The following is a 15,393-nucleotide window of genomic DNA, read 5'->3' on the forward strand; positions in this document are numbered from 1 at the left end:
GGAGCGTCATGCCGGCTAAGGCGAGTGTGGCCATTGTCGGGTCGGGCAATATCAGTACTGACCTGCTGTACAAGTTGTTGCGGTCCGACTGGTTGGAGCCGCGGTGGATGGTGGGGATCGACCCCGACAGTGAGGGTTTGGCGCGGGCCCGCAAGTTGGGGTTGCAGACCACCCATGAGGGGGTGGATTGGTTGTTGGCCCAGTCGGAGAGGCCCGATCTGGTGTTTGAGGCGACCAGCGCCTATGTGCATCGCGACGCCGCGCCGAAGTATGCGGCGGCGGGGATTCGGGCGATCGATTTGACGCCGGCGGCGGTGGGTCCGGCGGTGATCCCGCCGGCCAACCTCCGGCAGCACCTGGATGCCCCGAACGTCAACATGATCACCTGCGGGGGGCAGGCGACCATCCCGATCGTCTACGCGGTGAGTCGGGTGGTCGAGGTGCCCTATGCCGAGATCGTGGCGTCGGTGGCCTCGGTGTCGGCGGGTCCGGGCACCCGGGCCAACATTGATGAGTTCACCAAGACCACCAGCAAGGGCGTGGAAACCATCGGCGGGGCCAAGCGCGGCAAGGCGATCATCATCCTCAACCCCGCCGACCCGCCGATGATCATGCGCGACACCATCTTCTGCGCGATCCCCGAAGACGCCGACCGCGACGCGATCGCCAAGTCCATCCACGACGTGGTGGCCGAGGTGCAGACCTACGTGCCCGGGTATCGGCTGCTCAACGAGCCGCAGTTCGACGAGCCGTCGCTGCACTCCGGCGGGCAGGCGGTGGTGACCACCTTCGTCGAGGTCGAGGGCGCCGGTGATTACCTGCCCCCCTACGCGGGCAACCTGGACATCATGACCGCCGCGGCGACCAAGGTCGGCGAGGAGATCGCCAAGGAATCCCTGGCGGCGGCCCAAGGAGCGCAATCATGACCACCGACATTTTCTTCAACCCGATCTGGGATGTGCGGCTGACCGACACCTCGCTGCGCGACGGCTCTCACCACAAACGCCACCAGTTCACCACAGACGAGGTGGCTGCGATCGTGGCCGCCCTGGACGCCGCGGGGGTGCCGGTCATCGAGGTCACCCACGGTGACGGGCTGGGCGGGTCGAGCTTTAACTACGGCTTCTCCAAAACCCCCGAGCAGGAGCTGATCACGCTGGCCGCCCAGACCGCCAAGGAAGCCAAGATCGCCTTTTTGATGCTGCCCGGGGTGGGCACCAAAGAGGACATCAAGGCCGCCCAGAACAACGGCGGCTCGATCTGCCGGATCGCCACCCACTGCACCGAGGCCGACGTGTCGATCCAGCACTTCGGGCTGGCCCGCGAACTCGGCCTGGAAACCGTCGGGTTCTTGATGATGAGCCACACCATCTCCCCGGACAAGCTCGCACAACAGGCCCGCATCATGGCCGACGCGGGCTGCCAATGCGTCTACGTGGTCGACTCCGCGGGCGCGCTGGTCCTCGAAGGGGTCCGCGACCGGGTGGCCGCGCTGGTCGCCGAGCTCGGCGAGGACGCCCAGGTCGGCTTCCACGGCCATGAGAACCTCGGCCTGGGGGTGGCCAACAGCGTGGAGGCCGTGCGCGCGGGCGCCAAACAAATCGACGGCTCGTGCCGCCGCTTCGGCGCCGGAGCCGGCAACGCCCCCGTCGAGGCCCTGATCGGGGTGTTCGACAAGATCGGCGTCAAAACCGGCATCGACTTCTTCGACATCGCCGACGCCGCCGAAGAAGTCGTCGCCCCCACCATGCCCACCGAATGCCTACTCGACCGCAACGCCCTGATCATGGGCTACTCCGGGGTCTACTCCAGCTTCCTCAAACACGCCATCCGCCAATCCGAACGCTACGGCGTCCCCGCCCACCAACTCCTACACCGCGCCGGCCAACGCAAACTCATCGGCGGCCAAGAAGACCAACTCATCGACATCGCCCTCGAAATCAAACGCGAGCAAGAGAGCGGTTCGGCGGTCGCCAAGTAGCCCGCCTCCGCACGCACAGGCGGCGCAAAGGAACCGCGAGTAGCCTGGCGCGCATGAGCACGACAGACAAGACAGTCGGTCCTCGCCGGGGACGGTACGGCCTGCTCGCCGGGGGACTACTCACCGCCATCGCCGCGACGATGATCGCGCTGCCAACGGCCAACGCCGCTCCCCAGTGCAATCAGGACGTGGGTGCATCCATCAACTCGTACCTGCAGAGGCATCCGGACCTCCATGCGCAGCTGCAGGCCAGGTCCGAGGCGGAGGGTGGCGGTCCCAACGTGATCGACTACCTGAACCGGCATCCCGACGTACGCCAGCACCTCATCGACCTGTCCCACTCCTGCCCGCCCTAGCGAGCCGGCCTCGTCCTCGAACGTTGTACCCGACGCGCGGGAACGTTCGCCATTGACGAAAAAGTAGAACACGTTCTAGCGTCTATGCGTGTTCACTGATCCTCTCACCCACGCGATCGCCGAAGCCGAGAAGCTCGTCGCCGACGCGCCCTTCATCGAGACCGAAGCCGACCTGCTCGAAGGGCTGCAGTACCTGGCCGGCTGCATTTCGGCCTGTATCCACCTGGCGGTTGACTACGACCGTGACCACCCGTTCCTGCAGTCGGGAACCGGCCCGTTCACCAAGATGGGCCTGGACAATCCCGACACGCTCTACTTCGGTACCCGGGTGCACGCCGACCACGACTACGTGGTCACCGGCCGCCGCGGAACCACCACCGACCTGAGCTTTCAGCTGCTCGGCGGCGAATACACCGACGACAACGTGCCGGCCAGCCAGGCCGCCTTCGACGACCGCGAACTCGAGATCGCCGCCGACGGCAGCTTCGAGTGGCGGGTGCGGCCCACCAGCAACGGGCAGCTCGTCATCCGCGAGGTCTACGGCGACTGGTCCGCGCAGCGCGGCACGCTGGCAATCTCCCGGCTCGACACCGCCGGCACCGCCCCGCCGCCGTTGACACGCGACACCATCGAAAGGCGCTACGCCACAGCCGGGAAGCAACTCGTCAACCGGGTGAAGACCTGGCTGCAGTTTCCGCAGTGGTTTTATCTCGATCTTCCGGTCAACACGATGGTCGCGCCCCGGTTGACGCCGGGCGGCCTGGCGACCCAGTACTCGTCGGTCGGCCACTACGACCTGCGCCCCGATCAGGCACTGGTGATCACCATCCCGGTCTCCGACGCGCCCTACCTCGGCTTTCAACTGGGCAGCCTGTGGTACATCTCGCTGGACTACATCAACCACCAGACGTCGCTGAACAACACTCAGGCGCAAGCGGATCCGGACGGCATGGTGCGCATCGTCGTCGCCGACCAGAACCCGGGGGTGACCAACTGGGTTGAGACGCTGGGCCATCGGCGCGGCTTTCTGCAGTTCCGTTGGCAGCGGGTGTCGCGGGAGCTCACCGAGGCCGACGGTCCGGCGGTCGAGGTGGTCGACATTGACCAGGTGCCGGGCGCGCTGCCATATTTCGACCACAACAAGATCTCCGAGGACGACTGGCGCGCGCGAATCGCACTGCGCCACCAACAGATTCAAGCAAGGATGCTGGGATGACGAAGTTGCTCGACGGCAAGGTAGTGGTGATCAGCGGCGTAGGCCCGGGCCTGGGCACGACGCTGGCGCACCGATGCGCAAGGGAAGGCGCCGACCTGGTGCTGGCGGCCCGCACCCAGGAACGCCTGGACGACGTCGCCAAGCAGATTGCCGAGATCGGAGGCCGGGCGACGACGGTGCGCGCCGACATCACCGACGACGACCAGGTCAGCAACCTGGTGGCCGCCACGCTGGAGGCCTACGGCAAGGTCGATGTGCTCGTCAACAACGCGTTCCGGGTGCCGTCGCTGAAACCGTTCTCCGGCACCAGCTTCCAGCACATCCGCGACGCGATCGAGCTCAGTGCGCTGGGTGCGCTGCGTCTGATCCAGGGCTTCACCGATGCGCTTGCCGAGTCGAAGGGCTCGATCGTCAACGTCAATTCCATGGTGCTGCGGCACTCGCAGGCCAAGTACGGTGCCTACAAGATGGCCAAGTCGGCGCTGCTGGCGATGTCGCATTCGCTGGCCACCGAGCTCGGCGAGCAGGGAATCCGCGTGAATTCGGTTGCACCCGGCTATATCTGGGGCGAGACGCTGCAGGGTTACTTCAATCACCAGGCCGGCAAGTACGGCACCACGGCGGACCAGATCTACGCGGCCACCGCCGCGAACTCCGACCTGAAGCGGCTGCCCACCGAGGACGAGGTGGCTTCGGCGATCCTGTTCCTGGCCAGTGATCTGTCCAGCGGCATCACCGGGCAGACCCTCGACGTCAACTGCGGGGAGTACCACACCTGATGGCAGCGCGCACTGACGTCGGCACCGTCGAGGACCTGCACGCGTCGGCCACCAAGCTGGTCGGCCTCGACGATTTCGGCGTCGATGACGACAACTATCGCGAAGCCCTCGGGGTCTTGTTGGAGTCCTACCAGCGCGACGCGGGACTCACTGAGTTCGGCAGCAAGATGAATCGGTTCTTTCTGCGCGGTGCGCTGGTGGCCAGGCTGTTCTCGGAGTCCGCCTGGAAGCAATACCCGCAGCACGCCGACGTGAGCATCGAGCGGCCGATTTTCGTCACCGGCCTGCCGCGCACCGGCACCACGATTCTGCATCGCCTGCTGGGCGCGGACCCGGTGCACCAGGGCCTGCACCTGTGGCTCGCGGAGTTTCCGCAGCCGCGCCCGCCGCGGGACACCTGGGATTCCAATCCGTGGTACAGCCAGCTGAACGCGCAGTTCGAGAAGGCGCACGCCGAGAATCCTGAGTACACCGGCCTGCACTTCATGGCCGCCTACGAGCTGGAGGAGTGCTGGCAGCTGCTGCGGCAGTCGTTGCATTCGGTGTCCTACGAGACGCTTTCGCACCTGCCCACCTATTCGCAGTGGTTGTCGCGGCAGGACTGGACACCGTCGTATCGGCGGCACCGCCGCAACCTCCAGCTGATCGGCTTGAACGACGCCGACAAGCGGTGGGTGCTCAAGAATCCCAGTCACCTGTTTGCCCTGGACGCGTTGATGGCGACGTATCCAGACGCGTTGGTGATCCAGACCCACCGGCCGGTGGAAACCATCCTGGCGTCGATGTGCTCGCTGGCCCAGCACACCGCCGAGGGTTGGTCGACGACCTTCTCCGGCGCCCAGATCGGTGCTGACGCCATGGAGACCTGGTCGCGGGGGCTGCGACTGTTCAACACCGCACGCGCCAAGTACGACCCCGCCCAGTTCTGCGACGTCGACTATCACGACCTGATCGCCGATCCGCTCGGGACGGTCGCCGGTGTGTACCGCCGCTTCGGCATGGACCTGACCGACGAGGCGCGAAAGGCCATGGAGGACAGCCACGCCGAGAGCCAGACCGGCGCCCGCGCCCCGAAGCACAAGTACTCGCTGGCCGACTACGGGCTCACCGCCGAAGAGGTCAAGGAGCGCTTCGCCGGGCTGTAGATCAGTCGTCCTGGGGCGCCGGCTCGCCCAGATAACCCTCCGCGACCGCATGCTCGATGCTGTCCGTCAACTTGGGGCACGACCGGGTGCGCGCGGTGTCGCCACCGGAGTTGCGCACCTCGGTGAAGTGCGCGCAGCGCTGCCACGCCTCGGTGTTCCATTGCACCGCGGTGTGGCCGGGACCGAGCCGCCGCACGGTGACCGTGACGTGGCAGAAACGGCAGTCCACCGGCAGCAGCCCCGAGCTGAGGTAGCGTTCGCGGTCGGCGCGGCTGGCCTCGGCCACGGCGGCGGCGCGTTGCGGGTCGTTACTGAAATCCCTTGACTTCGACCATGATCCGCCGTTGCTATCCGAACTCGAGGGTCGCTCGTCGTGGTCGTGGTGGTCGCCGTGCAGCAACAGCATCGATCGAGCGAGCCGATCGACGTCAGGAACTGCCGGCTGATCGTCGGGCATGTCGGTCAGTGTTGCTCCGCGGGGACTTCTTCCGAATCCTTGGCCGCCTTCAGGTTCTCCTCGACCTCGGCGTTCCAGTACTCGTTGGCGCGGGTGGTGTCGACCTCGATCTCGAAGCGCTCCACCATCTCCGGCTGGATGTCGGCGACGTCGACGTAGAACTGTTGGTACCAGCGGCGCAGCTGGTACACGGCGCCGTCCTCCTCGACCAGCAGTGGGTTGTCGATGCGGGTCTTGTGCTTCCAGATTTCGACGTCCTGCAGGAAGCCCTTGCTGACGCCCTCGGTGAACACCCGCGACAGCTTCTCGGTCATCTTTTCGTCCATGCCCTTGGGCTTCTCGACGATGACGCCCCACTGCAGCACGAACGAGTTCTGGGTCACCGGGTAGTGGCAGTTGATCAGGATCGACTCGGCCTTGTAGCCGCCGTAGCTGTTGTGCAGCCAGTTGATCATGAACGACGGCCCGAAGTAGGACGCCTCCGAGTCCAGGTGCGCCTCGCCGTAGGAGGTGCCCAGGTCGTTGACGTCCGGCCGGCCCACGTTGTGCAGGTATTGCGACGCGATGTGGCCCTCGAAGACGTTCTTGAAGTACGTCGGCAAGCCGAAATGGATGTAGAAGAAGTGCGCCATGTCGGTGACGTTGTCGATGATGTCGCGGCAGTTCGACCCCTCGATGAGGATGCGATTCCACCGCCATTCGGTCCACTCGTCGCTGGCGGCTTCCGGGATGTCGGGAATCCGGACCGCGGGGTCGGGCGGATTCTGCTCGTGGTCGTGCCAGACGAACAGCAGGCCCCCGCGCACATCGGTCGCCCACGAGCGGGTGCGCGCCGTCTTGGGCGTGCGCTTGGCGTACGGCACCAGCTTGCAGCGGCCATCACCGCCCCAGCGCCAGTCGTGGAACGGGCAGGCCACCTCGTCACCCTTGATGGTGCCCTCCGACAGGTCACCACCCATGTGCCGGCAGTAGCCGTCCAGCACCTTGATGTCGCCGTGGGAGTCGGCGAAGACCACCAGCTTGGTGCCGAACGCCTCGATCGAGTGCGGCTTACCGTCCTGGAAATCCTTCGCGACGCCCAGGCAATGCCAGCCGCGGGCGTACCTCGTCGGCAATGCGCCGGGATCGATCTCCCGGATGCCGACCGCCTTGGTGTCGGTACTCACCTGTCACCTCCAACTCACTGGCCCTCTAACTAGAACACGTTACAGTTTTGCGGCGGGGGCGCGCAATGACGGCGCGTCTGGCTGCGGATACGCGCGGCGGCTGCGCGCTCGGGGTATATCTAGACGATGCCGCTGTTCGCTTTCGAGGGTCGTGCGCCGCGGGTCGATCCGACCGCGTTTGTAGCCCCGACCGCCACCCTGATCGGCGACGTCGTCGTCGAGGCCGGTGCCTCGGTGTGGTTCAACACCGTGTTGCGCGGCGATTATGGGCCCATCGTGGTGCGGGAGGGTGCGAACGTGCAGGACGGGTCCGTGCTGCACGCGCCGCCCGGGATCCCGGTCGACATCGGCCCGGGCGCCACCGTGGCGCACATGTGCTGCATTCACGGGGTGCACGTCGGTTCCGAGGCCCTGATCGCCAACCACGCCACGGTTCTCGACGGCGCGGTGATCGGCGCGCGCAGCCTGATCGCGGCCCACTCGCTGGTGACGGCGGGCACCCAGATCCCGGCCGGGATGCTGGCGGTCGGCGCGCCGGCGCAGATCAAGGGCCCGGTCGCGGGAACGGGCGCGGAGATGTGGATCAAGGTGAATCCGCAGGCCTACCGCGAACTGGCGCAGCGGCACTTGGCGGGCCTCGAGCCGCTCTAGACCTTGCGGGCCGTCGCGGCCGCGCGGTCCATCTCCCAGTACGCGCGCAGGGCGGTCATCTGACCCTCGTCGTTGGCCCGGTACGTGAACACGCCTTCCGCGGTCACCTGGTAGTCACCATGGGTGATGAGGATGTGTCCGACGTTGGCTTCCTCGTTGCCGCACTGGTAGGTGTCGCGGAAGACGAACTCGATTTTCGTGGTGGGGGCGATGGCCTTGTCCCAGAAGGCCGATATCGCGTCGCGGCCCCGGTGGCCCATGCCCTGCGGGTCGAACGGCGACGGGCCGATCGGGTCTTCCACGATGGCGTCGTCGGCGAACACCGCCAGCCACGCCTCCTTGTCCCGGGCCGTCACGGCCTCGCGGGAGCGCCGGCCGGCCTCGTGCGCGGGGTGTTCAGCCATCGCCGCCGACTTTTTCGGGCGTGGGCTTGTCCGCGCCGACCACCCACATGGAGTAGTACTGCGAGCCGCCGCCGTAGGCGTGCCCCAACGCCTTTCGTGCGTTGGGCACCTGGTGATCCCCGCCCTTGCCCATCACCTGAATGGCCGCCTCGGCGAACCGGATCAGGCCCGAGGCGCCGATCGGGTTCGACGACAGCACGCCGCCCGACGGATTGACCGGCAGCCGCCCGCCGATCGCCGTCTCCCCGGCTTCGGTGAGTTTCCAGCCCTCGCCCTCGGGCGCAAAGCCGAGGTTTTCCAACCACATCGGCTCGAACCAGGAGAACGGCACGTAGATCTCCGCGGCGTCGATCTCGTCGATCGGGCTGGTGATGCCTGCCGCCTTCCACAGCGCGGCGGCCGCGTCGCGCCCGGCCTGCGGGCTGACCTGGTCGCGGCCCGAGAATTGCAGCGGCTCGGTGCGCAGCGCGGTCGCGTGGATCCACGCCACCGGGTGTCCCTGCGCCAGGCGTGCGTCGGCGGCCTCCTCGTTGCCGATCACCACGGCCGCGGCACCGTCGGACGACGGGCAGGTCTCGTCGTAGCGGATCGGGTCCCAGAGCATCGGCGACTCCATCACCTTCTCGACGGTGATGTCGGGTTGGTGCAGGTGCGCCAACGGATTGCGGGCCCCGTTGAGCCGGTCCTTGACGGCGACCATGGCGCCGATGTTCAGCGGTGCCCCGGAGCGGCGGATGTAGGACCGCACGTGCGGGGCGAAATAGCCGCCCGCGCCGGCGCCCACCGGCTTGATGAAGGGAATCGGAATCGACAGCGCCCACATGGCGTTCGACTCCGACTGCTTCTCCCAGGCCATCGCCAGCACCCGCCGGTACTTGCCGGACTGCACGAGGCTGGCGGCCACCACCCCGGTCGACCCGCCGACCGAGCCGGCGGTGTGCACCCGGATCAGCGGCTTGCCGGTCGCTCCCACGGCGTCGGCCATGAACAGCTCCGGCATCATGACGCCCTCGAAGAAATCGGGCGCCTTGCCGACGACGACGGCGTCGATGTCGTCGAAGGTGGAACCGGAGTCGGCCAGCGCGCGGTCGATCGCCTCGCGCACCAGGCCGTTCATCGAGACATCTTGTCGCTTCGCGACGTACTTCGTCTGTCCGGTACCGAGTACCGCGGCGAGGTTCGGTCCTGCACCGGCCATCAGTTCTTTCCTTCCATGACCGCGACCAGGTTCTGTTGCAACGCGGGCCCGCTGGTGGCATGCGCGAGCACCCGCTCGGCCGACCCACTCCAGATGTGTTGCGCCGCAAACCCGATGCGCTCGAGGCCGGCGACGAACATCGGGTTGGCGGCCAGCGCGCCGCCGGACGGATTGACTTTGGTCGGCCCAGGTATCCGGATCGCTTCCTCGATGATCAGATGCTGATGGGTGAAGGGCGCGCAGATCTCGGCCACGTCGAGGTTGTGGGTGCTGCCCCCGGTGGCCGCGTGGGCCGCCGCCTTGGTCGACACGGATTCGATGAGGTCACGCGCGCCCAGCGACGGGGTTTCGATGCGGTGCTCGATCCCGGTGATCCAGGCGGGGTTTTCGCGCAGCTCGCGCGCCCGGTCGTCGGCCGCGAGCACGATGGCGGCCGCGCCGTCGGTGATGGGCGCGATGTCGTGACGCCGCAGCGGCTCGGCGAAGAACGGCCTTTCGAGCAACTCCGCGACGCTGATCGACGGCTCCACGGAATCCACCCGGCGGGCATTGGCGAAGGAGTCGAACGCGACCCGCGCCATCTGCTCTTCGGTCCACTTGCCGGTGTCGAGCCCGATGCGGGCCTGCAGCCCGGCCATCGAGACCGAATCCGGCCACAGCGGCGCGACGGTGTAGGGGTCGGTCTGCCGCGACAGGATCTGACGCAGGATCCCGGCCGAGGACTTGCCGAAGCCGTACACCAGCGCGGTGTCGACCTCGCCGGTCAGCAGCTTGATGTAGGCCTCGTAGAGGGCCCATGCCGCGTCCATCTCGACGTGCGATTCGTTGATCGGCGGGACGGCGCCGATCGAGTCTATCGCCGAGATGAACGAGAAGGCCCGTCCGGCAAGGTAATCGGATGACCCCGAGCACCAGAAGCCGATGTCGGCCTTGGTGATGCCGAGATCCTCGTAGAGCTCGGCGAAGCAGGGCATCAACATCTCGACGCCGTTGGTGGTGCCGTCGGTGCGGCGTACGTGTGGGGCGTGGGCGAAGCCGACGACCGCAACGTTGCGAGCGCTCATGTGGTAAGTAAGCCCTTTACAGGTGGTGCTTGTAGGTGTCGTAGTCGGCGTCGGGTTCCCCCGTCGGCCGGAAGTACTCGATGTTGTCGATGCCAAAGCCCCACTCCTCGCGGGGTTTCCACACCGCCTCCACGCGCATCCCCATCCGCACGTCGTGGGCGTCGATGTCGGCGACCAGGTGCAGGAAGGGGATGTCGGCCCCGTCGAGCAGCACGTAGGCCGCCACATAGGGCGGCTTGATGCGCTGGCCCTGGAACGGGATGTTGATGATCGCGAACGTCGTGACCGTGCCCTTGTCGGGCAGCTCGACGAACTCGGTGGTGGGCTGGCCGGTGGCCGGGTCCGCGCCGTGCGGCGGGAAGTAGACCTTGCCATTCTTGCCGGTGCGCGCCCCCAGCAGTTTGCCCTGTGCGATGGCGCGCAGGTAAGCGCTCTCCTCGTGGGATGCGGTGTGCTGGATCGTCAGCGAGATCGGCGTGACGACCATGGTCACCGGATCCTGTTCTCCGGCCGCCTGTTCGGACACGGGTTCGGCGTCCTCGCCGAGCTCGAAGTAGGCGATGTCGGTGATCGCGCCGACCGGCTCGTCGGCCCAGTGCACGTGCACCCGGGCGCCGCTCTTGATGGCACTCGGTTCGCCGGCGTCTACGGCGTGCATCAGCGTGGTGTCCGCACCGTCGAGCTTGATCAGCGCCCAGGCGAACGGGCGGTCCAGCGGTTGGCCCTCCAGCGGCTCGGGCTGCCACGTCCACGAGACGACGGTGCCGACGCTGGAGACCGGCACCATCTCGCCCAGCGGCTCGTAGGTGACCGGGTCGTATTCCGCCGGCGGTACGTGCACGCGGCCATCCGATCCGCGCACACCCAGGATGTGGCGCGCACGCAATGCGGTGAAGAACTTGCTTAGCGTGGGGCCGACCGAACGGGTGTAGTCGAAAGACAACGTCAGTGGCGCGGAGAGCGGTGGCTCAGGGTGATCCGTCAAGGTCGGGCTGCTCGAGCTGGCTGTCACGCCATCGAGTAGAACAGGTTCTAAGAACGGTTTCAACATCGGGTCGGCCGGAAGGGTCAGTGACTATGAAGCTGGGGTTGCAACTCGGGTATTGGGGCGCTCAGCCGCCGGAGAACCACGCGGAGCTCGTCGCCGCCGCCGAGGGAACCGGATTCGACGCCGTGTTCACCGCCGAGGCGTGGGGGTCGGACGCCTACACGCCGCTGGCCTGGCTGGGATCGTCGACGCACCGGCTGCGGCTGGGCACCTCTGTGATCCAGCTGTCCGCGCGCACCCCGACGGCAACCGCGATGGCGGCGCTGACGCTCGACCACCTGTCGGGGGGTCGGCACATTCTCGGGCTCGGCGTCTCCGGTCCGCAGGTGGTCGAGGGCTGGTACGGCCGGCCGTTCCCCAAGCCGCTGGCCCGCACCCGTGAATACATCGACATCATGCGGCAGGTGTGGGCGCGGGAGAAGCCGGTCACCAGCGACGGCCCGCACTATCCGCTGCCATTAAAGGAGGGGGCCGGGGGTCCGATCACGGGCCTGGGCAAGCCGCTCAAGCCCATCACCCACCCGCTGCGTCCCGACATCCCGATCATGCTGGGCGCCGAGGGCCCGAAGAACGTGGCGCTGGCCGCCGAAATCTGCGACGGCTGGCTGCCCATCTTCTACACGCCGCGGATGGCGGATACCTACAACGAATGGCTCGACGAGGGATTCGCGCGGCCCGGCGCGCGGCGCAGCCGCGAGGACTTCGAGATCTGCGCGACCGCGAACATCGTCATCACCGACGACCGCCCCGCCGCGTTCGCGGCGATGAAGCCCTACCTGGCCCTCTACATGGGCGGCATGGGCGCCGAGGACACCAATTTCCACGCCGACGTGTACCGCCGGATGGGCTACGCCGAGGTGGTCGACGACGTGACCAAGCTGTTCCGCAGCAACCAGAAGGATAAGGCCGCGTCGATCATCCCGGACGAGGTCGTCGACGACGCCGCGATCGTCGGCGACATCAACTACGTCCGTGAGCAGGTCAAGGTATGGGAGGCGGCGGGCGTCACCATGATGGTGGTCAACGGGCGTAACGAGGCGCAGATCAGGGAGCTCGCCACGCTCATCTGACCCGGTATTGCCCTACGAATAGAACACGTTCTAGATTGACCCGATGACAGCCTCGCAGCACACCATCGCGGGCACGGTACTGACGATGCCCGTGAAGATCCGCAAGGCAAATCAGCACATGGCGATGTTCTCGGTCGACGCCGACGCCGCGCAGCAGATGATCGACTACAGCGGTTTGCAGGTCTGCCGCTACCTGCCCGGGCGCGCCATGGTGGTGCTGATGCTGATGCACTACATCGACGGCGACCTCGGCCAGTATCACGAGTTCGGCACCAGCGTGATGGTCAACCCGCCCGGTTCGCGGGCCAGCGGACCGCGCGCCCTGCAGTCGGCCGGCGCCTTCATTCACCACCTTCCCGTCGACCAGGCGTTCACCCTGGAAGCCGGAACCAAGATCTGGGGCTACCCGAAGGTGATGGGCGACTTCACCGTTGCCGAAGGCCGCGAGTTCGGGTTCGAGCTCAGCATCGAGGGCCAACCCGTGATCGGCATGGAATTTCGCCGCGGCCTGCCGTTCCGGCTGACGCCGCGCCGGCAATCGCAACGCACCTACTCGCACCGCGACGGAGTCACGCGCGAAACCGCCTTCGAACACACCCTGGACGGCGTGCGCACCCGGTTCGGCGGAGTGCGCATTCGACTCGGCGACCATCCGTACTCCAAAGAGCTTGCGTCGCTGGGCCTCCCAAAGCGTGCCCTGGTGTCCAGCAGTGTTGATCACGTGCAAATGTCGTTCGGTGATGCCCAGGAGATCTCATGACCATGACGAAACCCGACGTCGACCTCACCGACGGGACTTTCTACGCCGGTGACTCTCGGCCCGTCTACAAGTGGATGCGCGAGAACGAGCCGGTCTTTCGGGACCGCAACGGATTAGCCGCCGCGTCGACCTATCAGGCGGTGATCGAGGCCGAACGCAACCCGGAGTTGTTCTCCAACGCCGGCGGCATCCGCCCCGACCAGCCGGGGGTCGAGATGATGATCGAGATGGACGATCCGCAACATCTGTTGCGGCGCAAGCTCGTCAACTCCGGCTTCACCCGCAAGCGCGTGAAAGACCTGGAATCCAAGATCGTTTCGCTGTGCGACACGCTGATCGACGCGGTGTGCGAACGCGGCGAGTGCGACTTCGTCTGGGACCTGGCGGCGCCCCTGCCGATGGCCGTCATCGGTGACATGCTCGGCGTGCGCCCGGAGGAGCGCACCATGTTCCTCAAGTGGTCCGACGACCTGGTCGGGGCGCTGAGTAGCACCGCGGCCGAAGCGGACGTCCAGGTCACCATGGACGCCTTCGCGGCCTACAGCCAATACATGATGGGGATGATCGAGGCCCGCAAGTCCGAACCCACCGACGACCTGGTCAGCGTGCTGGTGCACGCGGAGGTCGAGGGCTCCCGGCTCGAGGACCACCAGATCGTCACCGAGGTCCTGCTGCTGTTGATCGGCGGCGACGAGACCACGCGCCACACGCTGTCGGGCGGGACGCGGCAGTTGCTGCTGCATCCCGATCAGCACCGGCGCCTGGCGGCCGACCTGAGCCTGCTGCCCAACGCGATCGAAGAGATGCTGCGCTGGACGGCGCCGGTGAAGAACATGGCGCGCACCATCACCGCCGACACCGACTTCCACGGCGCCCAGCTGCGCCAGGGCGAGAAGATGATCCTGCTGTTCGAGTCGGCGAACTTCGACGAGAAGGTCTTCGACGACCCGGAAAGCTTCGACATCGAGCGCTACCCGAACAACCACCTCGCCTTCGGGTTCGGAACGCACTTCTGCCTCGGCAACCAGCTGGCCCGGCTGGAGCTGTCCATCATGCAGACGCGGCTGCTGCAACGCCTGCCGGACATGCGGCTGGCTTCGGACGCCGAGCTGCCGCTGCGGCCGGCCAACTTCGTGTCCGGGCTGGAGAAGATGCCGGTGGCGTTCACGCCGAGCGCGCCGCTGGGCTGACGGCGCGGCTCGTCACCGAGCGTGCACCTGTTGCGAGAAAACGGCGCAAAACTCGCGACAGTTTCACGCTCGGCGACGCCATGCGTCGGCCAGCCGCGCCAGGACGCCGCCCTGCGTGTCTTCCGACGTGACCCGAATGGTCATCCAGCCCAGGTCCTGCAGCGCTTCGAAGCGAGCGATATCCCTGCGGAATTGCCTGCGATCCAGCCGATGGTGATCCCCTTCGTACTCGAGGGCGATTCTGACGTCTTCCCACCCCAAGTCGACTACCGCGACAAGCTCGCCATGTTCGCCGTAGACGGGGATCTGGGTCTGCGGCGGAGGGTATCCGGCCCCGATGACCGTTAGTCGCAGCCACGTTTCCCGGGGTGACTGCGCACCGGCATCGACGAGCTCGAGCGCGCGCCTGGCCCGCCGGATGTTCCGGTGGCCTTTGTGGCGTTCCGCAATCAATTCGGCATCGGCGACCTTCAGGCGGGTTGCCCGAGCCAGGGCATCGAGCGCAGCGACGGCCTTCCCGACCGGATTGCGACAGGCTAGGTCGAATGCCGTGCGCGCCGGGGTCGTCACCGACATTCCCTGGATCGTCGTGCATTCGTCGTCTTCGATGCGATCAGCCCAAGTGCGGACATCTGTTGGCGCGTGGCGATTCTGGTGGATGAGTCGGCGGGTGCCTGCCCGTCGACCCATTTGGCGCCGTGTAGCGCCGCGGCCGAACGGCCGGCGATGACCCCGCGTCGGCGTGACCACAACCACGCCGCCTCGGCACGCACCACGGCGGTGATCTCGGCATCGCGGGGCACGTAGACGTCGCGGTGGATCGCCACGAACCTGCCGGTGCGCAAGGCGTACGGCGTCACCAGCCCGGACGCGACGGCCTCGCTGCCAAGAAATGGCTTTCCCATCCC

The 15,393-nt window shown here is 66.8% G+C and carries 16 protein-coding genes and 1 pseudogene; 10 read left to right on the forward strand and 7 right to left on the reverse strand.

Annotated features, from left to right (window positions below):
* The first annotated feature begins 8 nt into the window (after positions 1-8).
* The 6 genes from BST44_RS21325 (at position 9) to BST44_RS21350 (ending at position 5,477) form a co-directional block, all read left to right on the forward strand.
* Complete coding sequence (locus BST44_RS21325) at positions 9-926, forward strand: acetaldehyde dehydrogenase (acetylating) (protein ID WP_083179133.1); 918 nt, start codon at positions 9-11, stop codon at positions 924-926.
* Entirely contained in the window at positions 923-1,981 is a 1,059-nt protein-coding gene (gene dmpG, locus BST44_RS21330; RefSeq protein WP_083179087.1) for a 4-hydroxy-2-oxovalerate aldolase, read from the forward strand. The genes BST44_RS21325 and dmpG overlap by 4 nt, the downstream gene beginning before the upstream one ends.
* A gap of 53 nt (positions 1,982-2,034) precedes the next feature.
* Positions 2,035-2,337, forward strand: coding sequence for an amidohydrolase family protein (locus BST44_RS21335; protein WP_083179088.1), 303 nt, complete (start codon positions 2,035-2,037; stop codon positions 2,335-2,337).
* Positions 2,338-2,425: 88 nt separating this feature from the next.
* Complete coding sequence (locus BST44_RS21340; protein ID WP_083179089.1) at positions 2,426-3,553, forward strand: hypothetical protein; 1,128 nt, start codon at positions 2,426-2,428, stop codon at positions 3,551-3,553.
* On the forward strand, positions 3,550-4,332 hold the full coding sequence (locus BST44_RS21345; RefSeq protein WP_083179090.1) for an SDR family oxidoreductase: 783 nt from the start codon (positions 3,550-3,552) through the stop codon (positions 4,330-4,332). The genes BST44_RS21340 and BST44_RS21345 overlap by 4 nt, the downstream gene beginning before the upstream one ends.
* Positions 4,332-5,477, forward strand: coding sequence for a sulfotransferase family protein (locus tag BST44_RS21350; RefSeq protein ID WP_083179091.1), 1,146 nt, complete (start codon positions 4,332-4,334; stop codon positions 5,475-5,477). The genes BST44_RS21345 and BST44_RS21350 overlap by 1 nt, the downstream gene beginning before the upstream one ends.
* A 1-nt stretch (position 5,478) precedes the next feature.
* On the opposite strand, the gene BST44_RS21355 is transcribed toward BST44_RS21350, so the two are convergent.
* Together BST44_RS21355 and BST44_RS21360 are read right to left on the reverse strand one after the other, a co-directional pair.
* Entirely contained in the window at positions 5,479-5,934 is a 456-nt protein-coding gene (locus tag BST44_RS21355) for a hypothetical protein (protein WP_083179092.1), read from the reverse strand.
* Between the two features lie 5 nt (positions 5,935-5,939).
* Entirely contained in the window at positions 5,940-7,100 is a 1,161-nt protein-coding gene (locus tag BST44_RS21360) for a 3-ketosteroid-9-alpha-monooxygenase, oxygenase component (RefSeq protein WP_083179093.1), read from the reverse strand.
* A 126-nt stretch (positions 7,101-7,226) separates the two neighbouring features.
* On the opposite strand from BST44_RS21360, the gene BST44_RS21365 reads away from it, so the two are divergent.
* The gene (locus BST44_RS21365; RefSeq protein WP_083179094.1) at positions 7,227-7,751 is read left to right on the forward strand and encodes a gamma carbonic anhydrase family protein; all 525 of its coding nucleotides are present in this window, start codon (positions 7,227-7,229) and stop codon (positions 7,749-7,751) included.
* On the opposite strand, the gene BST44_RS21370 is transcribed toward BST44_RS21365, so the two are convergent.
* From BST44_RS21370 to BST44_RS21385, 4 genes are read right to left on the reverse strand one after another with little or no spacing between them, the layout of a single operon-like run.
* Positions 7,748-8,155, reverse strand: coding sequence for a nuclear transport factor 2 family protein (locus BST44_RS21370; RefSeq protein ID WP_083179095.1), 408 nt, complete (start codon positions 8,153-8,155; stop codon positions 7,748-7,750). The two genes, BST44_RS21365 and BST44_RS21370, sit on opposite strands and share 4 nt — an antisense overlap.
* Positions 8,148-9,353, reverse strand: coding sequence for a thiolase family protein (locus BST44_RS21375; protein ID WP_083179096.1), 1,206 nt, complete (start codon positions 9,351-9,353; stop codon positions 8,148-8,150). Before BST44_RS21375 ends, BST44_RS21370 begins: the two co-directional genes overlap by 8 nt.
* The gene (locus BST44_RS21380) at positions 9,353-10,417 is read right to left on the reverse strand and encodes a thiolase family protein (protein ID WP_083179097.1); all 1,065 of its coding nucleotides are present in this window, start codon (positions 10,415-10,417) and stop codon (positions 9,353-9,355) included. The genes BST44_RS21375 and BST44_RS21380 overlap by 1 nt, the downstream gene beginning before the upstream one ends.
* A 16-nt stretch (positions 10,418-10,433) precedes the next feature.
* Complete coding sequence (locus tag BST44_RS21385; RefSeq protein WP_083179098.1) at positions 10,434-11,429, reverse strand: Zn-ribbon domain-containing OB-fold protein; 996 nt, start codon at positions 11,427-11,429, stop codon at positions 10,434-10,436.
* 65 nt (positions 11,430-11,494) lie between these two features.
* On the opposite strand from BST44_RS21385, the gene BST44_RS21390 reads away from it, so the two are divergent.
* The 3 genes from BST44_RS21390 to BST44_RS21400 are packed head-to-tail and all read left to right on the forward strand — an operon-like array spanning position 11,495 to position 14,485.
* Complete coding sequence (locus tag BST44_RS21390) at positions 11,495-12,535, forward strand: LLM class F420-dependent oxidoreductase (RefSeq protein WP_083179099.1); 1,041 nt, start codon at positions 11,495-11,497, stop codon at positions 12,533-12,535.
* A 43-nt stretch (positions 12,536-12,578) separates the two neighbouring features.
* A complete protein-coding gene (locus tag BST44_RS21395) occupies positions 12,579-13,295 on the forward strand; it encodes an acetoacetate decarboxylase family protein (protein WP_083179100.1) in 717 nt (238 codons plus the stop codon).
* Entirely contained in the window at positions 13,292-14,485 is a 1,194-nt protein-coding gene (locus BST44_RS21400; protein ID WP_439330745.1) for a cytochrome P450, read from the forward strand. The genes BST44_RS21395 and BST44_RS21400 overlap by 4 nt, the downstream gene beginning before the upstream one ends.
* A 63-nt stretch (positions 14,486-14,548) precedes the next feature.
* On the opposite strand, the pseudogene BST44_RS21405 reads toward BST44_RS21400, so the two are convergent.
* Positions 14,549-15,390, reverse strand: a pseudogene (locus BST44_RS21405) (type IV toxin-antitoxin system AbiEi family antitoxin).
* Between the last annotated feature and the right edge of the window lie 3 nt (positions 15,391-15,393).

The organism is Mycobacterium scrofulaceum, from assembly GCF_002086735.1.
GTDB lineage: Bacteria > Actinomycetota > Actinomycetes > Mycobacteriales > Mycobacteriaceae > Mycobacterium > Mycobacterium scrofulaceum.

Coding starts and splice junctions, on each gene's coding strand:
- BST44_RS21325 (WP_083179133.1), top strand. CDS start 9: ATGCCGGCTAAGGCGAGTGTGGCCATTGTCGGGTCGGGCAATATCAGT.
- dmpG (WP_083179087.1), top strand. CDS start 923: ATGACCACCGACATTTTCTTCAACCCGATCTGGGATGTGCGGCTGACC.
- BST44_RS21335 (WP_083179088.1), top strand. CDS start 2,035: ATGAGCACGACAGACAAGACAGTCGGTCCTCGCCGGGGACGGTACGGC.
- BST44_RS21345 (WP_083179090.1), top strand. CDS start 3,550: ATGACGAAGTTGCTCGACGGCAAGGTAGTGGTGATCAGCGGCGTAGGC.
- BST44_RS21350 (WP_083179091.1), top strand. CDS start 4,332: ATGGCAGCGCGCACTGACGTCGGCACCGTCGAGGACCTGCACGCGTCG.
- BST44_RS21355 (WP_083179092.1), bottom strand. CDS start 5,934: ATGCCCGACGATCAGCCGGCAGTTCCTGACGTCGATCGGCTCGCTCGA.
- BST44_RS21365 (WP_083179094.1), top strand. CDS start 7,227: ATGCCGCTGTTCGCTTTCGAGGGTCGTGCGCCGCGGGTCGATCCGACC.
- BST44_RS21370 (WP_083179095.1), bottom strand. CDS start 8,155: ATGGCTGAACACCCCGCGCACGAGGCCGGCCGGCGCTCCCGCGAGGCC.
- BST44_RS21375 (WP_083179096.1), bottom strand. CDS start 9,353: ATGGCCGGTGCAGGACCGAACCTCGCCGCGGTACTCGGTACCGGACAG.
- BST44_RS21380 (WP_083179097.1), bottom strand. CDS start 10,417: ATGAGCGCTCGCAACGTTGCGGTCGTCGGCTTCGCCCACGCCCCACAC.
- BST44_RS21390 (WP_083179099.1), top strand. CDS start 11,495: ATGAAGCTGGGGTTGCAACTCGGGTATTGGGGCGCTCAGCCGCCGGAG.
- BST44_RS21395 (WP_083179100.1), top strand. CDS start 12,579: ATGACAGCCTCGCAGCACACCATCGCGGGCACGGTACTGACGATGCCC.
- BST44_RS21400 (WP_439330745.1), top strand. CDS start 13,292: ATGACCATGACGAAACCCGACGTCGACCTCACCGACGGGACTTTCTAC.